The sequence below is a fragment of the Streptomyces sp. NBC_00846 genome, assembly GCF_045207325.1.
Classification (GTDB): domain Bacteria; phylum Actinomycetota; class Actinomycetes; order Streptomycetales; family Streptomycetaceae; genus Streptomyces.
In genome coordinates, this window is sequence record NZ_CP108846.1 from 609909 (window position 1) to 631201 (window position 21293).

The following is a 21293-nucleotide window of genomic DNA, read 5'->3' on the forward strand; positions in this document are numbered from 1 at the left end:
GACTCAGCCCGTGGGTACGCCGACCGCATCCCACGCCTGGACTACCGCATCGCGCTCCTGCGGCCCGTAGGCATCGGCGGCGTCCGCCGTCAGCCGTGCGAAGGACGCGAAGTCGGCGTCGCTGGCGAGCGTGCCACTGGTGAGCACGTCGTACCAGATACGGCCGGCGCCATCCCAGGCGTGGGCGCCAAGCTGGGTGGCGGCTAGGTAGAAAGCGTGGTTGGGGATGCCCGAGTTGATGTGCACGCCGCCATTGTCGGCGAAGGTCTGCACAAAGTCGTTCATGTGGGCAGGCTGCGGATCCTTGCCGAGCTCATCGTCGTCGTACGCGGTGCCGGGCGCCTTCATCGAGCGCAGCGCGACGCCCTGTACTCCGGGGCGCAGCAGTTCCTCTCCGATCAGCCAGTTTGCTTCCTCGGTTGTCTCGCCCTTGGCGTACTGCTCGACCAGGGAGCCGAATACGTCGGACATGTGCTCGTTCAGAGCTCCGGACTGGCCCACGTATGCCAGGTTGGCGGTGTATTGGGTGACGCCATGGGTGAGCTCGTGGCCGATGACGTCGGGGGACTGTGTGAAGTCGCCGAAGATACGCCCGTCCCCGTCGCCGAAGACCATCTGCTCGCCGTCCCAGAAGGCATTGTCGTAGTCCCGGCGGTAGTGAACGCTGGCGTCCAGCGGGAGGCCGGCCCCGTCGATGGACGAGCGGGACAGGGTCTGCAGATAGAAGTCGAAGGTGGCTCCAAGGCCGTCGTAGGCGTGATTGACCGAGGTGTCCGCTACGTCGGCCTCGCCCTCTCCGCGTATGCGTCTGCCGGGCAACTCCTGCCGGTGCTCGACATCGCAGACGGTGCGTTTGGAGTGGTCGGGGCCGCTCGTCGGCAGGGCGGCGGTCGGGCCGATCTCGGCCGTCAGCCTGCGTTGGACGCGTTGTGCCGCGTCGAGCGCAAGGGTGCGGCGGGCAGGCTCGTGCACGGTCGGGTCCTCGGCTCGGGCCAGCCGGTTGAGCAGATGCGGTGGCACGATCGCACACGGCGTCGTGGCCACGGACCTGAGCGAGGAGCCTCGGATGTCGTTGGTCATGGGATGTGCTCCGATCGGTGCGGTAGCGCACCTCATCCGCCTGACGTTCGCGCTTTTCGCGGGTGGTGGTACGCGTGCCGACATTGGGCTGAAGTGGTTGACGAACAGCGTCACCGTCGTCTGATCCGAGACCCGTATGTCCACCTCGAGGCAGTCCCGTGAAAACAGTGCTGCCGGTGCTGGTACGAGCCGTCGACGCCTGCGACGCACGTAACACGCTTTCCCCGCGATCCCGGGTACGGACATACTCAAGAGGGTCGACGGGATCAACTATCTGAAGAGCACGCATGTCCGCCTTGAGATGCCGCGGCGCGAAGACGTCTTCATGTCGAACGCGGCCAATTGCTGTGCCGAGCATCGAGTTCTCTCCCTGGGGGGAAAGAGCTTTCGGTTTCAACGGGCGATCCATGCGCGCGCGTGCTATGAATTCAGTTTCCGCCCGTCACCAGAGGCCTGCAACTCAGCATCCAGCAGCTCCGGCCGTGGCCCGTCGCTACAGCCAGGTCTCACCGAGGCGGGCGGCATTGACCTCGGCGCCGGCACCGAGGTCAATGCCCCAAAGCCAGGGCACGTTGGCGCAGCTCGGCGTGGGTTTCCGGACGAGGCTCCACGGCGTGAAACGGTCTCAGGTCGCGCGCTGGGCTGCTCCGGCAGTGCCACCAACGGCATCCCTGGCAAAGCGAGCTGCGACAGGCTGCGCATCCCCAACGTCTGACGGCAGTCTCCAGGGCCCCGCGGCGGACTCGGTGCGTTGCTCCGTTTGCGGGACAGGTCCAGTCGGCGCACGCTGCAATTTGAGCGCAACGGAATCGCGGAAAAGAAAATCTCCGCGCAGTATCGCGCGCGGAGTACCCGTGCGTGGGCGCTGTGCGAAGCCTGACCGGGACTGTGCGAACCACTTGATTGACCTCCAAGCCGAGGAGGAGCACGGTGATCTCCCTATTCGAACGTGCGATTCGGCAAGACCAACAACGACGTAAAAGCCTTGCAGAGCGCACTGATCGAAGCCGGTTTCAGTATCCCTTCAGGAGCCACAGGATTGTTCGGCCCGCAGACGAAGTCCGCCTATGCTGCCTGGCAGCGGTCGATCGGCCTCAACGGCTCGGATGCGGACGGATTTCCCGGCTGCTCCTCTCTGAGGAATCTCGGCGACACGGCTGGGTTCAGTGTGGATTGTCGGAATACCAGGTCTCTCGCTAAGAGTTCCGTCCTGTGCGCAAAGAATTCCGGGATCAGTAGGGACAGGGGCACCGCCCGCACGTTTGCGCTGGAGGCGTGCAAGCGAACAGGTGCCCCGAAGGAGTGGGTCACCGGGGTCGGTAATGACGCGAACCTGCTCACCCTCATCCTGGATCCACCGGCTTGACGTCTGTGGATGACTCTCACGGAAACGAGGAAGTGCCTTGTGACCTGCGATGATGGGGTTTCTCTAGGACCACATCAGGCACGATCGACAAGGCACTTCCGAGATGCAATCTTCCCATGCCGCCGCGATGGTCTCCGCACGGTTCGATGACCCGAATCTCGTCGCGTACGGCGGGCTTGAGCCGGTGGCGCGTCTGGCCGAGCGGTGCGGACTGCCCGCGCTGGTCGAGGGCCTGGTGAAGCTGCCGGTCTCGAGGGACGGCACGGGTTCTTTCCCGGCGGCGAAGGTGATGTCGCTGGTCGGCGGCATGGTCGCGGGTGCGGACAGCTTCGATGACATGGACCGGTTGCGGCACGGCGGACTGTCCCGGCTGTTCACCGGGGTGCGGGCGCCGTCCACGCTGGGCTCGTTCCTGCGTTCCTTCACCCACGGTCATGTGAAGCAACTGCATGCCGTGGCCCGGCGGTTCCTACCCGCCCTGGCCGCGCACACCGGGCTGCTGCCCGGCGCGCAGGCGGTGGCTTATGTGGACATTGACGACACGATCCGCCGTACCTACGGCTATGCCAAGCAGGGTGCCGGTTACGGATACAGCAAGGTCAAGGGCCTGAACGCGCTGCTCGGGATCATCTCCACCCCGCTCGCCGCACCGGTGATCGCTGCCACCCGCCTGCGCAAGGGGCCCACGAACTCGGCACGCGGTGCGGCCGGGTTCGTTGCCGAGACCATCCGCGCCGCCCGCACCTGCGGGGCCGGCGGCCTGCTGATCGTGCGTGCCGACTCCGCGTTCTACGGCGCTGACGTGGTGAACGCCTGCCGGGCCGCGGACGCCCGGTTCTCCGTCACGGCGCGGATGAACGCCTCGGTCAAGACCGCCATCGCGGCCATCGGCGAGAGCGCGTGGACGGCGATCAAGTACCCCAAGGCGGTCTGGGACGAGGAGGGACAGTGCTGGATCTCGGACGCGGAGATAGCCGAGACCACCTACACCGCCTTCACCTCCAAGCCAAAGAAACAGCAGGTCACCGCCCGATTGATCGTGCGCAGGGTGAAGCGGCTCAACCCCGCGGCCCTGCCCGAGGGACAGGGCACGCTCTTCGATACCTGGCGCTACCACGCCGCGTTCACCGACTCCCCGCTCACCCTGATCGACGCCGAGCGTGATCACCGACGGCACGCCGTGGTGGAGCAGGTGATCGCGGACGTCAAGAACAGCGCCTTCGCGCACGCCCCCTCCGGGCACTTCCAGGCGAACGCCGCCTGGCTCACGCTCGCCGCCCTCGCCCACAACCTGACCCGCGCCGCCGGGGCCCTGGCCTGCGCGTTCCATGCCCGCGCGACCACCGCGACGATCCGCGACCACCTGATCAACGTCCCCGCACGTCTGGCCCGCTCAGCACGCCACCTCACCCTCCACCTGCCCCAACACTGGCCCTGGGAAAGCGAGTTCATCCAGCTGTTCACCGCCACGCACGCGCCACCACCAGTCGGCTGACGCTCCCTGAAACGACCCGCCCGAGAGGGCCCGATACCTGCAGACACGTGGAAAAGCTGGGCAGACCAGCGGACACCCGACACCCGAAACCACCGGTCAACTCCGCGAGGACCAAAAATCCGCCGAAACCCTCACCCCGAAATCCACCCGGTGGATCCAGGCTCATACAGCGGGAGTCGGGTTTCGATGCCAACGCGGTGAATCAGGACGACGTGAACGCCACGGGGCCGCGGCAGGTGGACGGAGCAAGACTCAACTGCTCCCGCGGGTATGCGCAGGTGATTCCCGGCACCTTCGCCGAAGATCACCAGGAAGGTACGACGAACCGAATCTATCCGTTCGGGCCGGGCAACGGGTCGCCGAAGTAGGCTCGACCGGGAACGCCACCGGACCCCATCTGCACTTCGAAAAGCGCCCGGCCGGTGGTCGTTTCGGGTCCGACGTTGTGATCCCCACTGGTGACGTCCGACGTTGCCTGCCGTCCTGCGCTGCCGGGCGGCAGGCGCCGACCTGATTGCTCGTCTCGTCCCGTCGAGGCAGATGACGATCCTGCGGCGCGTGACGATCCTGCGGCGCGGCCGGCGCGGCATATCGGCTCCTCGTCCGGCGGGCCTGGGCCTAGCGGGAACCTCGGCCGTTTCCGCGCGCCCGGCCCGTAGCCAGGGCGCCGGCCGCGGTGCGTCGTCCGGGGTCGATCTGCTCGGCGAACGCTTGGAGCGCGGCGGAGCTGTTCGGCGGCAGGACCGCCATCAGCCCCTGCTCCTGCGCCTCGGCCACTGTCTCCGCCGCCCTGCTGCCCTCAGGGACGTGCACCAGGCGGACGTGTCCGTCTCCGGAACCCCGCCGGTCCACCGGAGCGACGGCACCGTGGGTACCGTCAGGCAGGGTCACCCACAGCTGGAAGTCGTCGTACCGGACGAAGTCCGCCCCCTTGACGGGCCAGGGGTAGTGGTGCTCACCGGGCACATTGGGCAGAATCCCCTGATGGTTGCCGTGGGTCATGGGCACGCACGCGTTGAACAGCGAGTCGGTCCACGCCTCCACACCGTCCGCGTCCTTGATCGGGGTGCGCAGCAGTGCGTCGGCCTCCTCGTATCCCAGCTCGGCGAGGGCGGGCAGGGTCAGTGGGAAGGCATCGATGAGTTCGGCCGCCTCGTTCCTGAGCCGGTCGACCTTCACCGGCTCAGCGCAGAACTGCATGCTCCACTCGATGCCCACCCGGGCCCGGTACATCCGCCAGCCGCCCGCTCCCTTGACCCAGAGGCTGCCTCCGTGGTGCATCTCCCAGTGCTCGGAGCCGACGGGCCGGGACCCGTACGGCAGATCCGTGTCGCTGATCTCGTCGAGAATCTTGTGCGCCGTCTTTTTCGCGGCGCGGAAGAACGACGACTCGAAGCGCTTGGGGTGCTCGACCAGCCGTATCTTCCAGGGATGGTTCTCCGACTCGATCCCGCCGGGCTTGAGCGAATCGGGAATCGGGGACGATGCAAGGGAACCGGCTCGAGCCATGTCCGACCTCCACGTGCCGACCGCGGTCCGTGTCCGGCCCACGGCGCCGAGTGCCCCCCTCTTCATCGTCCGCCAAGGTCGGAGGTACGCCAACCCGAGCAGCCGATGATCCAGCGGTGGTTCGTTGGACCGGGGGGTGGAGATCGAGAGGTCTGCCGCTGCCGACGATGTTGATCGGTTCCCGGAGGGCCTGACAGAGCGTCAGTATCGAGTGGCGGCTCAACCGGAACCAACCCGGCTGTCTCGACCTGGCCGGCCAGGTCCGCCGCGATCGGCAGCATCCTGACGTCACAGCGCCACCATGAGGTTCATGCCGACCGGCGCCCTGAACGCCACGGCTGCAGACCTTGCGTCTGGGCTCGATCGAACAGGTAAGCCGGCTGTGCCGCACAAAGCTCGGCCGGGACAAGGTCGTTCGGCATCCCGCATCGAGGCCTGCCTGCGCAACCCCGCGCCGGTCGCCGCTTGCGCGGCCCTTGACGTCGATGATCGGGGCGAGGCCGTCTTCACGATACCTGCCGCCTCCCTTGTTCGAATAAATCGGTCGCCTGCAGACGCCACCGCTCCGCCTCAACCAGGCTGAGCCGCCTGCCAGTTCGATTCCCCATACATCTGGCATTGCCGCACATAGCCGACTCGTCAACCACGGCCTCCAAGGTCAGCACGCGTTCCAGCTTCGAAACCCCGTTCCGGGCCACGCACGTTTCCCAGCACTTTGTTTCCTTGAGCGTCGATCAATCGCGTAACCGACTCCTGCGCGATTCCGAATATAATTGCCCAGGCGGCAATCTGGGGAGTGGAGTCCAAATTCGAGAGGCCAGGAATAACTTCACCATTGATGAGCATTATTCCGAACAAGGCCGACAGGGCCCCGATGGGGAGCCTCAGGAGGATGAGCATAGCGGGAATTGAATATGGAGTGTTTGTGCCTCGGATTTTTCGAATTGCGAGCGATCCCGCCAAGCCTGCTGCGCCGGCACCGATACCCTCCACAAGCAGGACATCGATCCTGCTTTCACTTTTACCCGTTGGACAAACTTGCCCAGTAGAGGGACTGAAGCAAAGGAGAGCAGATATTGTCATATTGCCCCTGAAATTCCACACGATGAACAGCGCAGCTACGACGCTGGTGGCCATGAATGTAACCAGGAGGATATTAAGGAAGCTCCGGGCCTGGGCTCTTTCTGCTTCTTCCGCTTCGTGTGCAGCAAGTAGGGTGGCGATGGCCAGCTCTTTCAAGTCCGGCCCCATTTCCTGCCCGTTGTTCTTCAAGCGATCTTCCAGCGCCACCAGCCTGGGATCGCTCGGACCGAGGTGCTGCCTGGCCTGAGCAAGGACAACGATCCCAGCCCACTTCAGTTCACCTTCATCTGCATCTGCAGGCACCAGCTTAAGGAGCTTCACCTCAGCCTTGTGCACGTTGGAGTATGCTCGATCGACGCGAGAACCGGTCAACGTTGAAATGGGAGTCTTCCAGCCTCCGGCCGCATTTCGTGCCACAGTGAGATGGGTTTTTATTTTCTCCGCTATCTTTTTATCACCGCACGAAAGTTCAGATACCTCTTCCCTCCTGTTGAGTAGCGCCTGGAGATGGGCCACGTGTGCGGTGATGCGTTGCGCCCAGGATGACTTTCCTTTTCCAGCCACGTCATCATCGGAGTCAAGCTCTCCCTTTTCCATAGCCCCATTGGAGGCTTTAAGGTGGGCTGAGGCCACTGGAATTGGGCCGTTAGGGTGGCACGACTCCGGACCCCCGCAGCCACCCAAGCCGGCTGCCCGGCCGCGAGGCGGCCTGGACGTACCGCGGCCGGATCACCCCGGCCAACCGGCTGATCCGGGTGGACATAGACATCGTGGAGAGCGGCACAGACACGCGGGGCCCCATGCCGTGGCGGACGCGTCGCTGTGGGGCGACGACATGTGCATCTACCGGGTGCGGGGGCTGGGTATGCGCGTAGTGCCGGAGGCAGCGCCCGTGCTGTGAGACGTTCCGGGACGGAACCGTCGCGTTGATCACGCTCGGCACCACGCCGTCCGGACGGCGTGGTGCTCCGTGTACGTGCGCGCGGCGTCGGCGAGACCGGCCTGCCACCTAGCCGGAGCCTCTCCAACAACTGCGCGCCCCCCTTTGGATCGCGCACGAGCACCGGACCCGTGCCGAACTGATCGCCAACCTCGCCAGGCGCGACGGATCACCTTGAGGTGAGTCCGCGGAGCCGACTGTCCGAAAGAAGAGCCTGCCGTGCGGGGTCGCACGAAGTCGGAGGCCGGGCGGAAGTGGCGGATTTACCCGCCTACTTCAGCGTGTTCCGAGCCTTCGGTCCGTCAGCGACTCCTGGACGCGTGACTGATGCGGACCGTAGAAAAAAAGTCAACCGCTCTTCATTGATCGACCGAAAAAGCTCGCTAACATGACGATGCATCATGCGGCGCACACGCAACCTTCACCTGGCGGGGGATGAGTAGCTCATATGACGGTGGCCGGCGAGCGCAGCGGAAGAGAACCTCTGGACATATGCATCCTGGGGCACTTGGATGTCTCGTCCTCAGGACGCACGGTCCCGCTCGGCGGCACGCGCGAGCGGACCGTTCTGGCGTTGCTGCTCCTTGAGGCAGGGCACGTGGTGCCCGTATGCCGGCTGATCGACGCGGTCTGGGACGACGAGCCGCCCGCCACCGCCCGGGGCCAGATCCAGTTCTGCGTCTCCGCGTTGCGCCGCCGCCTCGACGAGGTCGGTGCCGGGGACCTGATAGAGACCCGCCGCCCCGGCTATCTGCTCCGCGTCACCGGACACCACTTCGATGTGAACGACTTCGAGGCGCGCGCCCGCGAGGCGCGGGCCGCGCGGGTGGAGGCCGACCTGGCGCGCGCCATGGGCCTGTTCCGCTCGGCGCTGGCGCTGTGGCGGGGCCCCGCATTCGCTGATGTCGACAGCCCCCTGGTGCGTCAGGCCGTGAGCCGGCTCGACGAGCGGCGGCTGTCCGTGACCGGGGAGTGCCTCGAGTGCGCTCTGGACGCCGGTGAACATCACGAGGTGATCGGCGAATTACGCGCCCTGGTCGCCGAGCACCCCCTGCACGAGCGCTTCTGGGCGCTGCTGATGAGCGCCCTGCACGCCTCGGGACGCAAGGCGGAGGCGCTGGACGCCTACCGGGCCGCGTACAAGGTTCTCCGCAACGAGCTGGGGATCACCCCCGGCGGCGAACTCCGCGCCCTGCACGCGGGGCTGCTGTCCGGCGACGGCGCCGTCGGCCCGAGGAGCCACGCGGCGTCCGGCCCCGACTCCGCCCGTCCCGAAGCGCCCCACGGCGGGGCCACCCACGCCGCCCCGCATCCCGTCGACGCGCCGGCCCCGGACCACTCCACGCGCGACGCCGCGGGCACGCCGGGGGGCGCCACGGAGCCGTCCCCGGGCCAGGACGCCGCCCTGTCCCCCTGGGCGGTCCTTCCGTCCGCTCCCGCGTTCCGAAGACCGAACCTCCTGCCCGCCGCCATACCGGACTTCACCGGACGGGCGGAGGCTGTCGACACCATCCTGACGCGGCTGACACCCCGCCAGGCCGGTCGGACGGCCCCGGGTCCTGGGCAGGTCGTCGGCTTCGACAACGCCGTTCCGGTCTGTGTGGTCTTCGGGCCCGGCGGCGCGGGCAAATCGACGCTCGCCGTGCACGTCGCCCACCGCCTCGCGGCCCAGTTCCCGGACGGCTGCCTCTACGCGGAACTGCGCTCCGGGGACCGGCCGGTGAGCCCCTCGGTCGTCCTGGAGCGGTTCCTGCGGGCGCTGGGCGTGGTCGGTCTGAGCCTGCCGAAGACCCTGGAGGAACGGGCCGAACTGTTCCGCAACCTGGTCAGCGGCCGCCGTATTCTGACCGTCCTGGACGACGCCATGACGGTACGGCAGGTGTCCGCCCTCCTGCCCGGCACGGCCGACTGCGCGGTCCTGGTGACCAGTCGGCGTCGCCTGACCGGGCTGCCTTCGACCAGACAGCTGGAGCTCGACACGCTGAACGAACAGGGAGCGGTGGATCTGCTCACCCGGTTCATCGGTCCGGAGCGGGTGACCGACCCGGAGAGCGTGGCGGAGCTGGCCCGGCTGTGCGGCGGACTGCCGCTGGCGCTGCGGATCTGCGCGGCCCGGCTGGCGGCCCGGCCGCACTGGACGGTCGCCGCCCTGGTGCACCGTCTGATGGACGAGTCCCACCGCCTGGACGAGCTGAGCCACGGCGAGATGACGGTACGGGCCAGTACCTCGCTCACCTATGACAGCCTGCCCGACGACGCCAGACTGCTGTTCCGCCGGCTGGCTCTGCTCGACGTACCGAACTTCCCCGCCTGGGTCGGCTCCCCGCTGCTGGACGTCGACGCGCTGCGCGCGCAGGAAGCTCTGGAGGTCCTCGCGGAGGCCTATCTCATCAAAGCGACCCCGGTCCCCGACGGCGAGGTCCGGTACGGCTTCCACGACATCACCCGCCCGTTCGCACAGGAGCAGCTGGCCGAGGAGAGCGCGCAGGAGCGCGGCGCCGCGCTCGAACGCTGGCTGGGCGCGCTGCTCTCGCTCGCCCGGGAGGCGCACCGGCGCGAGTACGCGGGCGGCTTCCTGGAGCAACCCAGCGGGGCCAGTCGCTGGCCGCTGCCGGAACGGCTGGTGGAGCGTCTGCTGTCCGACCCGCTGGACTGGTTCGAGCAGGAGCGCTCCACGATCGTCGCGGCGGTACGGCACGCGGCCGCGGCGGGACTGGTGGAGCACAGCTGGGATCTGGCGCTCAGCGCGGTCACGCTCTTCGAGGCGCGCTGTTACTTCGACGACTGGCGGGAGACGCACGAGGTCGCCCTGGAGGCCGTGTGCCAGGCGGGGAACACCTACGGTGAGGCCGCGATGCGGTACTCGCTGGGCTCCCTGCACATGTTCGAGCAGTCGGCGGAGCCCGGGCGGCGGCAACTGGACCGGGCGTACGAGCTCTACCGGGAGCTGGGCGACGAGTCCGGGGCGGCGCTGACGCTGCGCAACAGCGCGTACCTGGACCGGCTGACCGGCGACCTGCTCTCCGCTCAGGTCCGCTGGGAGGCGGCACTGGCGGTGTTCCAGGAGTCGGGCGATCGCGTCGCCGAGGCCCATGTGTTGAACAGCCTGGCGCAGACCCGGCTGGACATGGGCGAGCCGGACACCGCGCTGGCGCTGCTGAACCGGGCGGACGCCATCTGCGTGGCCGTGGGCAACCGGCGGGTCGCGGCGCAGGTGCGCAACCGGATGGGCGGGCTGCACCTGGCCATGGGACGGCTGTCCGAGGCCGCCGAGGCGTACGCGTTCGTGCTGTCGAGCGCGCGGGCGGCCCGGGACCGGGTCGGGGAGTGCTACGCGCTGCTGGGCCTGGCCACGGTCGAAGTGCGTCGGGGCCGCCAGGGCAAGGCCCGGGCGGTGCTGGTGGAGGCGCGGGAGCTGGCAACGGTGTCCGGCGCACGACTGGCGGAGTCCAAGATCGCGCTGGCGCTGAGTTCGGCATCGCTGCCGGACGACGTCCAGGCGGCACGCGCGTACGCGGAGCGGGCGCTGGCCGGCTTCGAGGCCATCGGGGCGCCGCTGCAGCGGGCGGAGGCCATGGTGGCGCGGGGCAGGGCCCGGGCGGCGGCCGGGGAAGCCGCCGCGGCGAGGGCGGACTGGCTGACCGCGCGGGACATCCTGGTGAAGCTGCGGGTGGGCAGCGGCTGCGTGGAGCTGTCGGACGAGATAGGTCTTTTGCTGGGCGACCGGCCGTGTTCGTCCGGAGCGACGGGCAGCGCCGTGACCGAGGCGGCCGGGCACTGACTCCCCCGGGCTCCGGCCGCCGGCTTCCCGCTCCCGGCACACCGCTTGCCCCCGGGCGCGCGGTGCGCCGGGGGCAAGCGGCAGGGAGCGGTCCGAAGCGGTCAGTCCCAGATGGTGTTGGAGATGCGGTCGATCGGGGTGTGGTCGGCCGCGACGACCGTCGTCGGAGCGGTGGGCGCTGTCGCGGCGGCACCGCCCGTAAGGAGGGCCACGAGGGCCAGCGTGCCGGGCGTGACACGGCGGAGCAGGAAGTGAGCCGTCATGGTGCCATCTCCTTGAGACCGTTCCGGGTGCCGCCGCCCCGGGTGGGCCGGCCGCCTTTGATGACACCGATCGTGGGGCAGGTCGCTTTCGGACCGACTCCCACTGGGCATCGGTCCGCCGCCGCTCCGCTGTTTGCCTCTTCCCCACGAAACAGCGGACCGACAGCGCGACGATGCCGGCCCTTCCTAGCCTGCTGGCAGGGCCCGTCCGGCTGGCGGCGGCCGCCCCGGATCGGAAGTGGTGAGCGCATGACTGTGGATGTCCGCATCGTGGACACGTCGTTCGGTGTCCCGGCGGCCGACGTCGATGTCCTGTTGAGCCGTCGCGCGGAGGACGGCTGGCAGGAAGTGGTGCGGGGGCGCACCGACCCGGAGGGGGTGCTGGTGGTGCCGCCCCCGTCCGAAGTGCGGTCCGGTTCGGCGGTCTACCGGATCGAGTGCGATCTCGACGCCTATTACGCGGCGCTCGGTGTGGTTCCTCTCTTTCCGCGGCTCACCGTGGAGGTGAGGGTGGTGGAGCCGGATGTGCGGCTGTCCCTGCCGCTGGTGATCTCCGCCCACTCCATCGTCGCCTATCGAGGCAACTGAGCGCGGCGGGCCGCCGTACCCGACCGGTCAGCGGGGCAGGGCGACCAGGTCACGTACGTCGTGCCCGGCGGGCGGGCACGGATCCGGTGCGGCGGGGAAGAGGGCCGGGCCGAGCCGCTCGCCCGCCACGCCGTCGGTGAGCGCGCCCAGCGTGGTGTCCGGCTCGACGAGCAGCCGCCGCACACCCACCACGACGGTGCGCAGCAGCCGGGACACCGCCTGGGGGGAGATCAGGTCCGGATCCACCCGCATGGTCATCTCCATGTATCGCGCCCCGTCGCTGTTGACCCGCAGATAGAACGGGTGCCCGGCGTGCCGGGGCGGCGAGGACCACTCCAGCACGGCGTCGGGCACCGGGGCGTCGCCCGTGGCGAGCGGAGCGGTGCCCGGGTCCTCCGGCGGGGCCGGGGAGGTGACGTAGTTGAACCAGCAGTCGTGGCGGAAGAGCGTGTCGTCCCCCACCGCGGCCTCGGCGCCCAGACGGGCGGCGCTGTCCACGTCGTAGCAGCCGTGCCGGTAGGCCAGCAGGGCTGTCAGATGGGCGCGTTTGACGAACGCCGACACCGGGGTGTCCCGGTCCACGGCGAGTGTCAGCGGCACCAGCTGGTTCATGGTGCTGACCAGGGGCAGCCACGCGGGGTCGAACCGGTTGGCGCACATCACGCTGAGGGTCACCCGGTCGTGGTCGAGGTGGCCGGCGAGGGCGAGCGCAGTCAGTGCGGTGAGCAGGCTCTGCGGGGAGACCTTGTGCGTGCGGGACGACTCCGCCACCAGGGCGGCCAGGACGTGGGAGGAGAAGGTGGCCTGCACCCGGCGTTCGTCCGGGCCCCTGGCCGGCCCGAGCGGCAGGTTGTGCGGAAGGGCGGTGTCCAGCACCTTCTGCCAGTAGCGGTCCGCGCCGCGGCGGCGGGAGGCCCACTTCTCGCCGTGCTGGAGCAGCGCGAGCTCCCGGGGAACGGGGGCGGGTCCGGGTTGCGCGCCCTCGGCGAGGGCGCGGAGTTCGGTCTCCAGCGCCCGGACCGCCCAGACGTCGACCACCATGTGGGACATCGACACGGCCAGCCAGGCGGGCCGTCCGGCGACCCGGATCAAGGTGGCGTGGCGTCCGAGGTCGCCGACGACCGGGAAGGGCGTCGCGTACAGGTCCCGCAGCACCCGCATCGCCGCGGCGCCGTCGAGGCGGGGCAGGTCGACCCGGGTGAGCGGAAAGGGCGTTTCGTCGTGCACCCGCTGGAAGGGCCGGCCGGCCGAGTCCGTGTGGAAGGTGGTGCGCAGCGCCTCGTGACGGGCGGTCAGGGCGCGCAGGGCACGCTCGACACCGTCCTCGGTGAGGCCGCTGATGTTCCACAGGGCGGGGACGTTGACCTCCATCAGCCGGTCGGCGGAAAAGGTCTCGATCGAACGCCAAGTGGACAACTGCCCGAACGTGAGGGGCGCGTCGGCGGCCATGGGTTCTCCATGAGGTAGGGCGGACCGGTGGGGAGGGGCGCGGTGCGCCCGCGTTCCGGCCCGGGGGCCGGGCGCGCGGGCCGCACTCTCCATGCTGCGTCTTCGCGGTGTCAGGTGCAGACGACCTTGCGCATGTGCTTCGCCCCCTCTCCTGCCAGATTTCCGGTACCTTCCCGGGAATTCCCGGACGGGTCGTCGTCCCATTGACGAACGGCCGCCGGTCAGCGTCAACGCACGTGCGTTGGCAGCAAATGACAGCCACTCATTGCCATCGCATCCACGCTGAACATTCTTGACCCAGCAGGGGCGATGCCTGTCTTCTAGCGATCTCGGAAAACCGGATCCCGGTCGGCCGCGAACACCGTTCCCGGTAAATTCGTTCATTTCCTCATGGGCTTGTCTATGCGCTTGTTCTCTCGAATCGGCGAGCAGTATTCAGCGCCCACAAAAGGAAGGTGGGTCATGTCCGTTCCCCCCGCACGGTCCTCGGCCGCACGGCCTGCGGCCGGCGAGCCGATCGCCGTCGTCGGCATGGCCTGTCGTCTGCCGGGCGCGGGCACCCCCGAGGCGTACTGGTCGCTGCTGAGCGAGGGCCGGGATGCCGTGGGCATGGCTCCGGCGGACCGCCGGACGGACGGTCCCCGCTTGGGTGCCTTCCTCCCGGAGGTGGACCGGTTCGACGCGGCCTTCTTCGGGATCTCGCCGGCCGAGGCCGCCGCCATGGACCCGCAGCAACGTCTCGTACTGGAGCTGGCCTGGGAGGCGCTGGAGCAGGCGCGGATCGTGCCCGCCACGCTGGAGGGCAGCCCGGCCGGGGTGTTCGTCGGCGCGATCACCGGCGAGTACGCCCTGCTGCACGACCGTGCCGGGGGCGGTGGGCGGCACGACGTCACGGGCACGCACCGCAGCCTGATCGCCAACCGCGTCTCGCACCTGCTCGGACTGCGGGGCCCGAGCCTGACCGTCGACTCCGGTCAGTCCTCATCGCTGGTCGCGGTCCAGCTGGCCTGTGAGGAACTGCGGCGCGGCACTGTGTCCATGGCCCTGGCCGGCGGCGTCAACCTCAATCTCCTGGCGGAGACCGACGAGGCGCTGGACCGGTTCGGCGCGCTCTCCCCGGACGGCCGCTGCCACACCTTCGACGACCGGGCCAACGGCTACGTACGCGGTGAGGGCGGCGGCCTCGTCGTCCTCAAGCCGCTGTCGGCGGCGCTCGCCGACGGGGACGGCGTGCACTGCCTGATCCTGGGCGGCGCGGTCAACAACGGCACCGGCGAACACCTGACGGTCCCGGACGCGGACGCGCAGCGGCAGGTGGTCGAGCAGGCCTGCGCGGCGGCGGGCGTGCGCCCGGCCGACGTGGCGTACGTGGAGCTGCACGGCACCGGCACGGCGGTCGGTGACCCGGTGGAGGCGGCGGCGCTCGGCGCGGTCTTCGGCGCCGGGCTGACCGCCGGCGGCGACGAGCCGTCCGAGCCCTTGCTGGTCGGCTCGGTCAAGACCAACATCGGTCATCTGGAGGGCGCTGCGGGCATCGCCGGGCTGCTCAAGACGGCCCTGTCGCTGCGCCACGGTGTGCTGCCGGCCAGCCTCAACTTCCTCTCCCCCAACCCCCGCATCCCGCTGGCCGAGCTGGGCCTGGAGGTCGTGGCCGGCGCCCGACCCTGGCCGGCCGGGCGCGTGGCGGGGGTCAGCGCGTTCGGGATGGGCGGCACCAACGCCCACCTGATCGTGGCCCCCGCCCCGCATGCGGCGGCGCCCGCGACGGCCGTCGCGCCCGAGGCGGCACGGCCGGCGGAGGGTCCCACGGTGTGGACGCTGTCGGCCCGTTCGGCCGCCGCGCTGCGGGGCCAGGCCGGCCGGCTGGCCGAGCACCTGGACACCCGTCCCGGTCTGCGGGCCGAGGACGTGGCGGTGTCCCTGCTGCGCACCCGGTCCCGGTTCGAACACCGCGCGGTGATCATTGGCTCCGGCCCCGACGCGCATACGGAACTCGGCGCGGGTGCGGAAGAGTTGGCCGCGGGTCTGCCGGGGGCGGCGGTGGTCGAGGGACGTGTGCTCGGCGGCCGGCGGGTGTTCGTCTTCTCCGGGCAGGGCTCGCAGTGGGCCGGGATGGCCCGCGAACTCATGGACGTACCGGGCCCGTTCGCCGACCGGCTGGCCGACTGCGCCCGCGCGCTCGCCCCGTACACCGACTTCGACCTGCGCGATGTACTGCGTGAGGCCCCCGGATCGCCCGGTCTCGACGGGGACGACGTCGTGCAGCCCGCGCTGTGGGCGGTGACCGTCTCGCTCGCCGCGCTGTGGCGCTCGCGCGGCGTGGAACCGGACGCGGTGCTGGGCCACTCGCAGGGTGAGATCGCCGCCGCCACCGTGATCGGCGCCCTCGGCCTGGACGACGCCGCCCGGATCGTCGCGGTCCGCAGCCGGCTGCTGCGCGCCCTCGACGGGGGCGGCATGCTCTCGGCGGCCCTGTCCGCGGAGCAGGTCCAGGCGCGCCTCGACCGCACGTCGGCCTACGGCGGTCTGTGCGTGAGCGTCGTCAACAGCCCGTCGGCGACCGTGGTCTCCGGACCGGTGGACGATCTGAACGCGTTCGCCGCCGCGCTGGACGCGGACGGCGTCCGGGTGCGGATCCTGCCCGTCGCCTACGCCTCCCACTCCCCCGCCGTGGAAGCGATCCGCGACGAGCTCCTCGAAGCCCTTGCCCCGGTCCGCCCGCGCCCGGTGTCCGTGCCGTTCTACTCCTCGCTGACCGGTGGCCTGCTGAACACCGCCGGTCTGGACGCCGAGCACTGGTACCGCAGCCTGCGCTCGCCGGTACGGTTCGCCGACGCCACCCGGGCCGCGCTCGCCGACGGGTGCGCGCTCTTCGTGGAGTGCACCCCGCACCCCGTGCTCTGCGGCGCGATCGAGCAGACGGCGGAGGCGGAGGGGCGGGAGGCCGCCGCCGTCGGCACGCTGCGCCGTGACGCGGGCGGCCCCGCGCAGCTGCTGCGCGCCCTCGCCGAGGCCCACGTCCGGGGGGCGGACGTCGACTGGGCGCCGGAGGCGGCCCCGGCGGGCTCGGCCGTGGTGGACCTGCCCACCTATGCCTTCCAGCGGGAACGGCACTGGCTGGACGGCGCGCCCGGCACCCGTCGCCGTACGGCCCGGCGGGACCCGGCGACGGCGCCGGTTCCCTTGGCGCCGGCCGCCGTCCTCGCGGGGCGGGCCTCCACCGCCGTACGCGAGCTCGTGGTGACCGCCACCGCCGTCGTCCTGGGCCACGCGGACGCCTCCGTCATCGACCCCGGCCGCAGCTTCAGGGACCTGGGCCTCGACTCCCAGGGCACCGTCGACCTGCGCAACCGGCTCGGGGCCGCGACCGGGCTGCCCCTGCCCAGCACCCTGATCTTCGAATACCCGACGCCCGCCCGGCTCGCCGCCCATCTGGCCGTTCTCGTCGCCGGGCAGGCGGACGACACCGCCCCGGCCGAGGACGTCCACGACGCCCCCGGCACCGAGGACGGCGACGACGCCGAGCCGATCGCGATCGTGGCGATGGGCTGCCGCTACCCGGGCGGGGCGGACACCCCGGAGAAGCTGTGGCGGCTGGTCGCCGACGGCACGGAGGCCGTCGGCCCGCTGCCGGACGACCGCGGGTGGGACCTGGACGCCCTCACCGGAGAGCGACCCGGTCGGCCCGGTCCGTGCGCCACCACGGCAGGCGGGTTCCTCCGCGAGGCCTCGCTCTTCGACGCCGCCTTCTTCGGCATCGGCCCGCGCGAGGCCCTGGCCATGGATCCGCAGCAGCGGTTGCTCCTGGAGACCTGCTGGGAAGCTCTGGAGCGGGCCGGGATCGACCCGGCGTCACTGGAGGGGCGGCCGGTCGGCGTGTTCGCCGGCGCGATGGCCTCCGACTACGGCCCCCGGCTGCACCAGCCGGCCGGCGGGACCGACGGCCACCTGCTCACCGGCACCGCGTCCAGCGTGGTCTCCGGCCGGATCGCCTACAGCCTCGGCCTGCGTGGCCCCGCCCTCACCGTGGACACCGCCTGCTCCTCGTCCCTGGTCGCCGTTCACCTGGCGGTACGGGCGCTGCGTGCCGGGGAGTGCCCGCTGGCGCTGGCCGGCGGTGTCACCGTGATGTCCACCCCGGGCCTGCTGGTCGAGTTCAGCAAGCAGGGCGGTCTCGCCGCCGACGGCCGGGCCAAGCCGTTCTCCGACGCCGCCGACGGCACCTCCTTCGGTGAGGGCGCCGGCGTGCTGGTGCTGGAGCGGCTCTGCGACGCCCGCCGCAACGGGCACCCGGTACTGGCGGTGATCCGGGGCACCGCCGTCAACCAGGACGGCGCCAGCAACGGCCTGACCGCCCCCGACGGCCAGGCCCAGCGCCAGGTGGTGCTCGGCGCGCTCGCCGACGCCGGGCTCACCACCGACGACGTGGACGCCGTCGAGGCCCACGGCACCGGCACCAAGCTGGGCGACCCGGTCGAGGCCAACGCCCTGATCGACACCTACGGACGACCGGCCGCCGACCAGACATCGCACCCGGTGTGGCTGGGCTCGGTGAAGTCCAACATCGGGCACACCCAGGCTGCGGCCGGCGTGGCCGGTGTCATCAAGATGGTCCAGGCCCTGCGGCACGAGCTGCTGCCGGCCGGCCTGCACGCCGAGCGGCCCACGCCCCGCGCCGACTGGGCGAAGGGCCGGGTACGGCTCCTCACCGCGGACCGGCCGTGGCCGCGCGGCGAGCGCACGCGGAGGGCCTCCGTCTCCTCGTTCGGCATCAGCGGTACGAACGCGCATCTGATCGTGGAGGAGTCCCCCGCCCAGGCCGGTCCGGCCGCGGACGCCCACGACGAGCCCGCCGGTACGCCCCTGGTCTGGCCGGTGAGCGCGCAGAGCGAAGCCTCGCTGCGCGCGCAGGCGGCACGCCTCGCCGAGGCCGCCGCCGCGCCGCACCCGGCAGACACGGCCCGTGCCTTGGCCGGCCGGACCGTCTTCCCGCACCGCGCCGTGGTGGTCGGCACCGGCCGCGACGAGCCGCGCGAGGCCCTCGCCGCGCTGGCGGCCGGGAACTCCGCACCCGGTCTGGTCACCGGCACGGCCCGCCGACCGGCCCGCACCGCGGTGCTGTTCACCGGTCAGGGATCGCAACGGCCGGGAATGGGGCGCGAGTTGTACGCGGTCCAGCCCGTGTTCGCGGCCGCCCTGGACGAGATCTGCGCCGCCCTCGACCCGCATCTGGAGCGCCCGCTGCGCGATCTGATGTGGGCCGGGCCGGGCACGCCCGAGGCCGCGCTGCTCGACCGGACCCGGTACGCCCAACCGGCCCTCTTCGCCTTCGAGGCGGCCTCCTGGCGGCTGCTGCGGGAACTGGGCGTCTCCGTGGACGCCGTCGCCGGGCACTCGGTCGGCGAGTTCGCCGCCGCGTACGCAGCCGGTGTGTGGGAACTGGGCGACGTGGCGGGACTGGTGGCGGCCCGGGGCCGTCTGATGGACGAACTCCCCGAGGGCGGGGCGATGTTCGCGATCTCCGCGACGGCGGAGGAGGTCCTCGCGACCCTCGTCGGCCGGGAGGACGAGGCATCCCTCGCCGCGGTCAACGGGCCGCACGCGGTGGTCGTCTCCGGCACGCTCGACGCCTGCGAAGCGATCGCGGCGCACTGGGCCGGTCTGGGGCGGCGCACCAAGCGGCTGACCGTCAGCCACGCCTTCCACTCCCCTCTGATGGAGCCGGTGCTCGACCGCTTCCGCGAGGAGGCGGAACGCGTCTCCTATGCCGAGCCACGCCTCGCGCACGAGCGGGCGACGGACGGCGGGCGTCGCTGGACCGACCCCGAGTACTGGGTGGAACAGGTCCGCGCGACCGTACTGTTCGCTCCGCTGACCGAGCGCCTGGCACAGGCGGGCACCGGTGTCTTCCTCGAGGTCGGGCCGCAGGCGCAGCTGGCCGGACCGCTGCGCGAGTGCCTCGCGGAACGCGGACCGGACAGGTCGGCGGGCCCGGCGGACAGGGCGGCGGCCGTCGTCGCGACCGCCCGGCGCGGACGCGACGAGCACACGGCGCTGCTGCACGGCCTCGCCGGGGCGTTCGTCGCCGGTACGGCCGTCGACTGGGCGGCCGCCCTCCCCGAGGGCCCGCGCGCGGAGCTGCCCACCTACGCCTTCGACCGCCGCCGCTTCTGGCTCACCGACACGGGCGGAACCGGCGCGGGGCCGGCGTACCGCACCACCGCGGTGGCCGACGGGGGTCTGCTGCTCGACGCCCGGCTGTCGCGCCGCTCCACCGCCTGGCTGGCCGACCACGTGATCGGCGGCGTGACGGTGGTCCCGGGGACGGCCCTGCTGGAACTCGCCCTGCGGGCCGCCGCCGCGGCCGGGGCCACCGAGGTCGCCTCGCTCACCCTGACCGCCCCCGTCGTCCTCCCCGCCGAGGGCGCGCTGGACGCGCAGGTCACGGTGGGTGCCGCGGACCCGCTCGGGCAGCGCCCGCTGACCCTGCACACCCGCCCGGCGGGCAGTCCGGATGCCACCTGGACCCCGCACGCCGTCGGGCGCACCGCCGGCCCGACGGCCGCGCTCGCCACGGACGGCGCGGAAACCGACTGGGCCGCGGCCTGGCCACCACCCGGCGCGAGCCCGCTCGACCTGTCGGACGGGTACGGACGGCTGGCCGACGCCGGATACGGATACGGCCCGGCGTTCCGGGGCCTGCGGGCCGCGTGGCGGGCGGGCGACGACCTCTACGCCGAGGTCCGCCTCCCGGCTGCGGTGGCCGCGGAGGGTTCCCTGATCCACCCTGCGCTGCTCGACGCCGTACTGCATCCGCTCGTCCTCGAAGCGCCCGGCTCGCGGCTTGTTCCGTTCGCGTTCAGCGCCGCGGAGGTGGCCTGCGCGGGCACCGACGCGCTGCGGGTACGGCTGTCGCGGGAAGGCGACCGGGTGCGGCTCACGCTGCGCGATACGCGGAACCGCCCGGTGGGCCGGGTCTTCGTAGCCCTGCGCCACGCGGCGGCCGGCTTCGGCACGGAGACCGCGGGCACGCCGGCAGCCGACGCGCCGGAGACCGGTACGCCGGTCCCGGAGCGGGCGCCGGGCGAGGACCCGTCCGGACGCGTACCCGAGCCGAGGAAGGAACACGGGGCCGGTGCCGGGACGGTGGCCCCGACCGGAGCGGAAGGGTTCACTCCGGAATCCCTGCTGGAGCTGGTCCGGGAGAAGGCCGCCGACCTGCTCGGTCACGGCGCGCCGGAGGAGGTCGAGATCGACAAGCCCTTTACCGATCTGGGCTTCGACTCCATGGGCGCCGTGGAGCTCCAGGACCACCTGGAGATGGCGACGGGCCTGCCCCTCGCCGCCACCCTCGTCTTCGACCACCCGACCGTCGCCGACGTCGCCGCCCACCTGACGGAGCTGCTCGGGTCCGCCACCCCGTCGGCCGCCGACGACGGCCCCGCGGCCCCCGACCCGGCCCTCGCCCGGCTGCGCGAGGCACTGGACGACGTGACCGCCCTGCCGGCAGCCGGACCCGAGGACGGGACCGGGGCCGGGGACGGCCGTCGCGACGCCGCCGAAGCGCTGCTGTGGGACGCCCTGCGGCAGATGCGCGGCGACCACACCACCGGAGATCTGGCCGACGAGCTCGACCTGGTCAGCGACGACGCCCTCTTCGAGTTCATCGACACCCAGCTGTAGCCAGCGGACCGCCGCACCGAACCCAGACGTGAGCGACCAGACGGAGGAATGAGCAT

General features: G+C 71.1%; 11 protein-coding genes. 6 read left to right on the forward strand and 5 right to left on the reverse strand.

The window, feature by feature from the left end; translation table 11 throughout:
* Positions 1-3 precede the first annotated feature (3 nt).
* Positions 4-1080 (reverse strand): M4 family metallopeptidase, encoded by a 1077-nt coding sequence (locus OG936_RS02915; RefSeq protein WP_406492300.1) that lies wholly within the window; start codon positions 1078-1080, stop codon positions 4-6.
* A 949-nt stretch (positions 1081-2029) separates the two neighbouring features.
* Between OG936_RS02915 and OG936_RS02920 the strand changes: the two genes are divergently transcribed.
* The 3 genes from OG936_RS02920 (at position 2030) to OG936_RS02930 (ending at position 4455) form a co-directional block, all read left to right on the forward strand.
* Positions 2030-2446, forward strand: a complete 417-nt coding sequence (locus OG936_RS02920) for a peptidoglycan-binding protein (protein WP_406492302.1) — start codon at positions 2030-2032, stop codon at positions 2444-2446.
* Between the two features lie 103 nt (positions 2447-2549).
* Entirely contained in the window at positions 2550-3941 is a 1392-nt protein-coding gene (locus OG936_RS02925; protein WP_331746122.1) for an IS1380 family transposase, read from the forward strand.
* 256 nt (positions 3942-4197) lie between these two features.
* Positions 4198-4455: a M23 family metallopeptidase gene (locus OG936_RS02930; protein ID WP_406500305.1), complete on the forward strand. Its 258-nt coding sequence runs from the start codon at positions 4198-4200 to the stop codon at positions 4453-4455.
* A gap of 104 nt (positions 4456-4559) precedes the next feature.
* Here the strand turns inward: OG936_RS02930 and OG936_RS02935 are convergent, their stop codons facing one another.
* Together OG936_RS02935 and OG936_RS02940 are read right to left on the reverse strand one after the other, a co-directional pair.
* Positions 4560-5450: a DUF6424 family protein gene (locus tag OG936_RS02935; RefSeq protein WP_406492304.1), complete on the reverse strand. Its 891-nt coding sequence runs from the start codon at positions 5448-5450 to the stop codon at positions 4560-4562.
* 639 nt (positions 5451-6089) lie between these two features.
* Positions 6090-7130, reverse strand: coding sequence for a hypothetical protein (locus OG936_RS02940; RefSeq protein WP_406492305.1), 1041 nt, complete (start codon positions 7128-7130; stop codon positions 6090-6092).
* 851 nt (positions 7131-7981) lie between these two features.
* Here OG936_RS02940 and OG936_RS02945 point away from each other — a divergent pair.
* Positions 7982-11254, forward strand: coding sequence for a BTAD domain-containing putative transcriptional regulator (locus tag OG936_RS02945; protein WP_406492307.1), 3273 nt, complete (start codon positions 7982-7984; stop codon positions 11252-11254).
* Between the two features lie 101 nt (positions 11255-11355).
* Here the strand turns inward: OG936_RS02945 and OG936_RS02950 are convergent, their stop codons facing one another.
* Positions 11356-11517 carry a hypothetical protein gene (locus OG936_RS02950; protein ID WP_406492308.1) on the reverse strand — a complete coding sequence of 54 codons (162 nt, stop codon included), beginning with the start codon at positions 11515-11517 and terminating at the stop codon, positions 11356-11358.
* A 249-nt stretch (positions 11518-11766) separates the two neighbouring features.
* Between OG936_RS02950 and OG936_RS02955 the strand changes: the two genes are divergently transcribed.
* Positions 11767-12105, forward strand: coding sequence for a hydroxyisourate hydrolase (locus OG936_RS02955; RefSeq protein ID WP_406492309.1), 339 nt, complete (start codon positions 11767-11769; stop codon positions 12103-12105).
* 27 nt (positions 12106-12132) lie between these two features.
* Here OG936_RS02955 and OG936_RS02960 read toward each other — a convergent pair whose 3' ends face one another.
* The gene (locus OG936_RS02960) at positions 12133-13554 is read right to left on the reverse strand and encodes a condensation domain-containing protein (protein ID WP_406492310.1); all 1422 of its coding nucleotides are present in this window, start codon (positions 13552-13554) and stop codon (positions 12133-12135) included.
* 462 nt (positions 13555-14016) lie between these two features.
* Here OG936_RS02960 and OG936_RS02965 point away from each other — a divergent pair, with 462 nt between their 5' ends.
* Positions 14017-21237 (forward strand): type I polyketide synthase, encoded by a 7221-nt coding sequence (locus tag OG936_RS02965; protein ID WP_406492312.1) that lies wholly within the window; start codon positions 14017-14019, stop codon positions 21235-21237.
* Positions 21238-21293 lie beyond the last annotated feature (56 nt).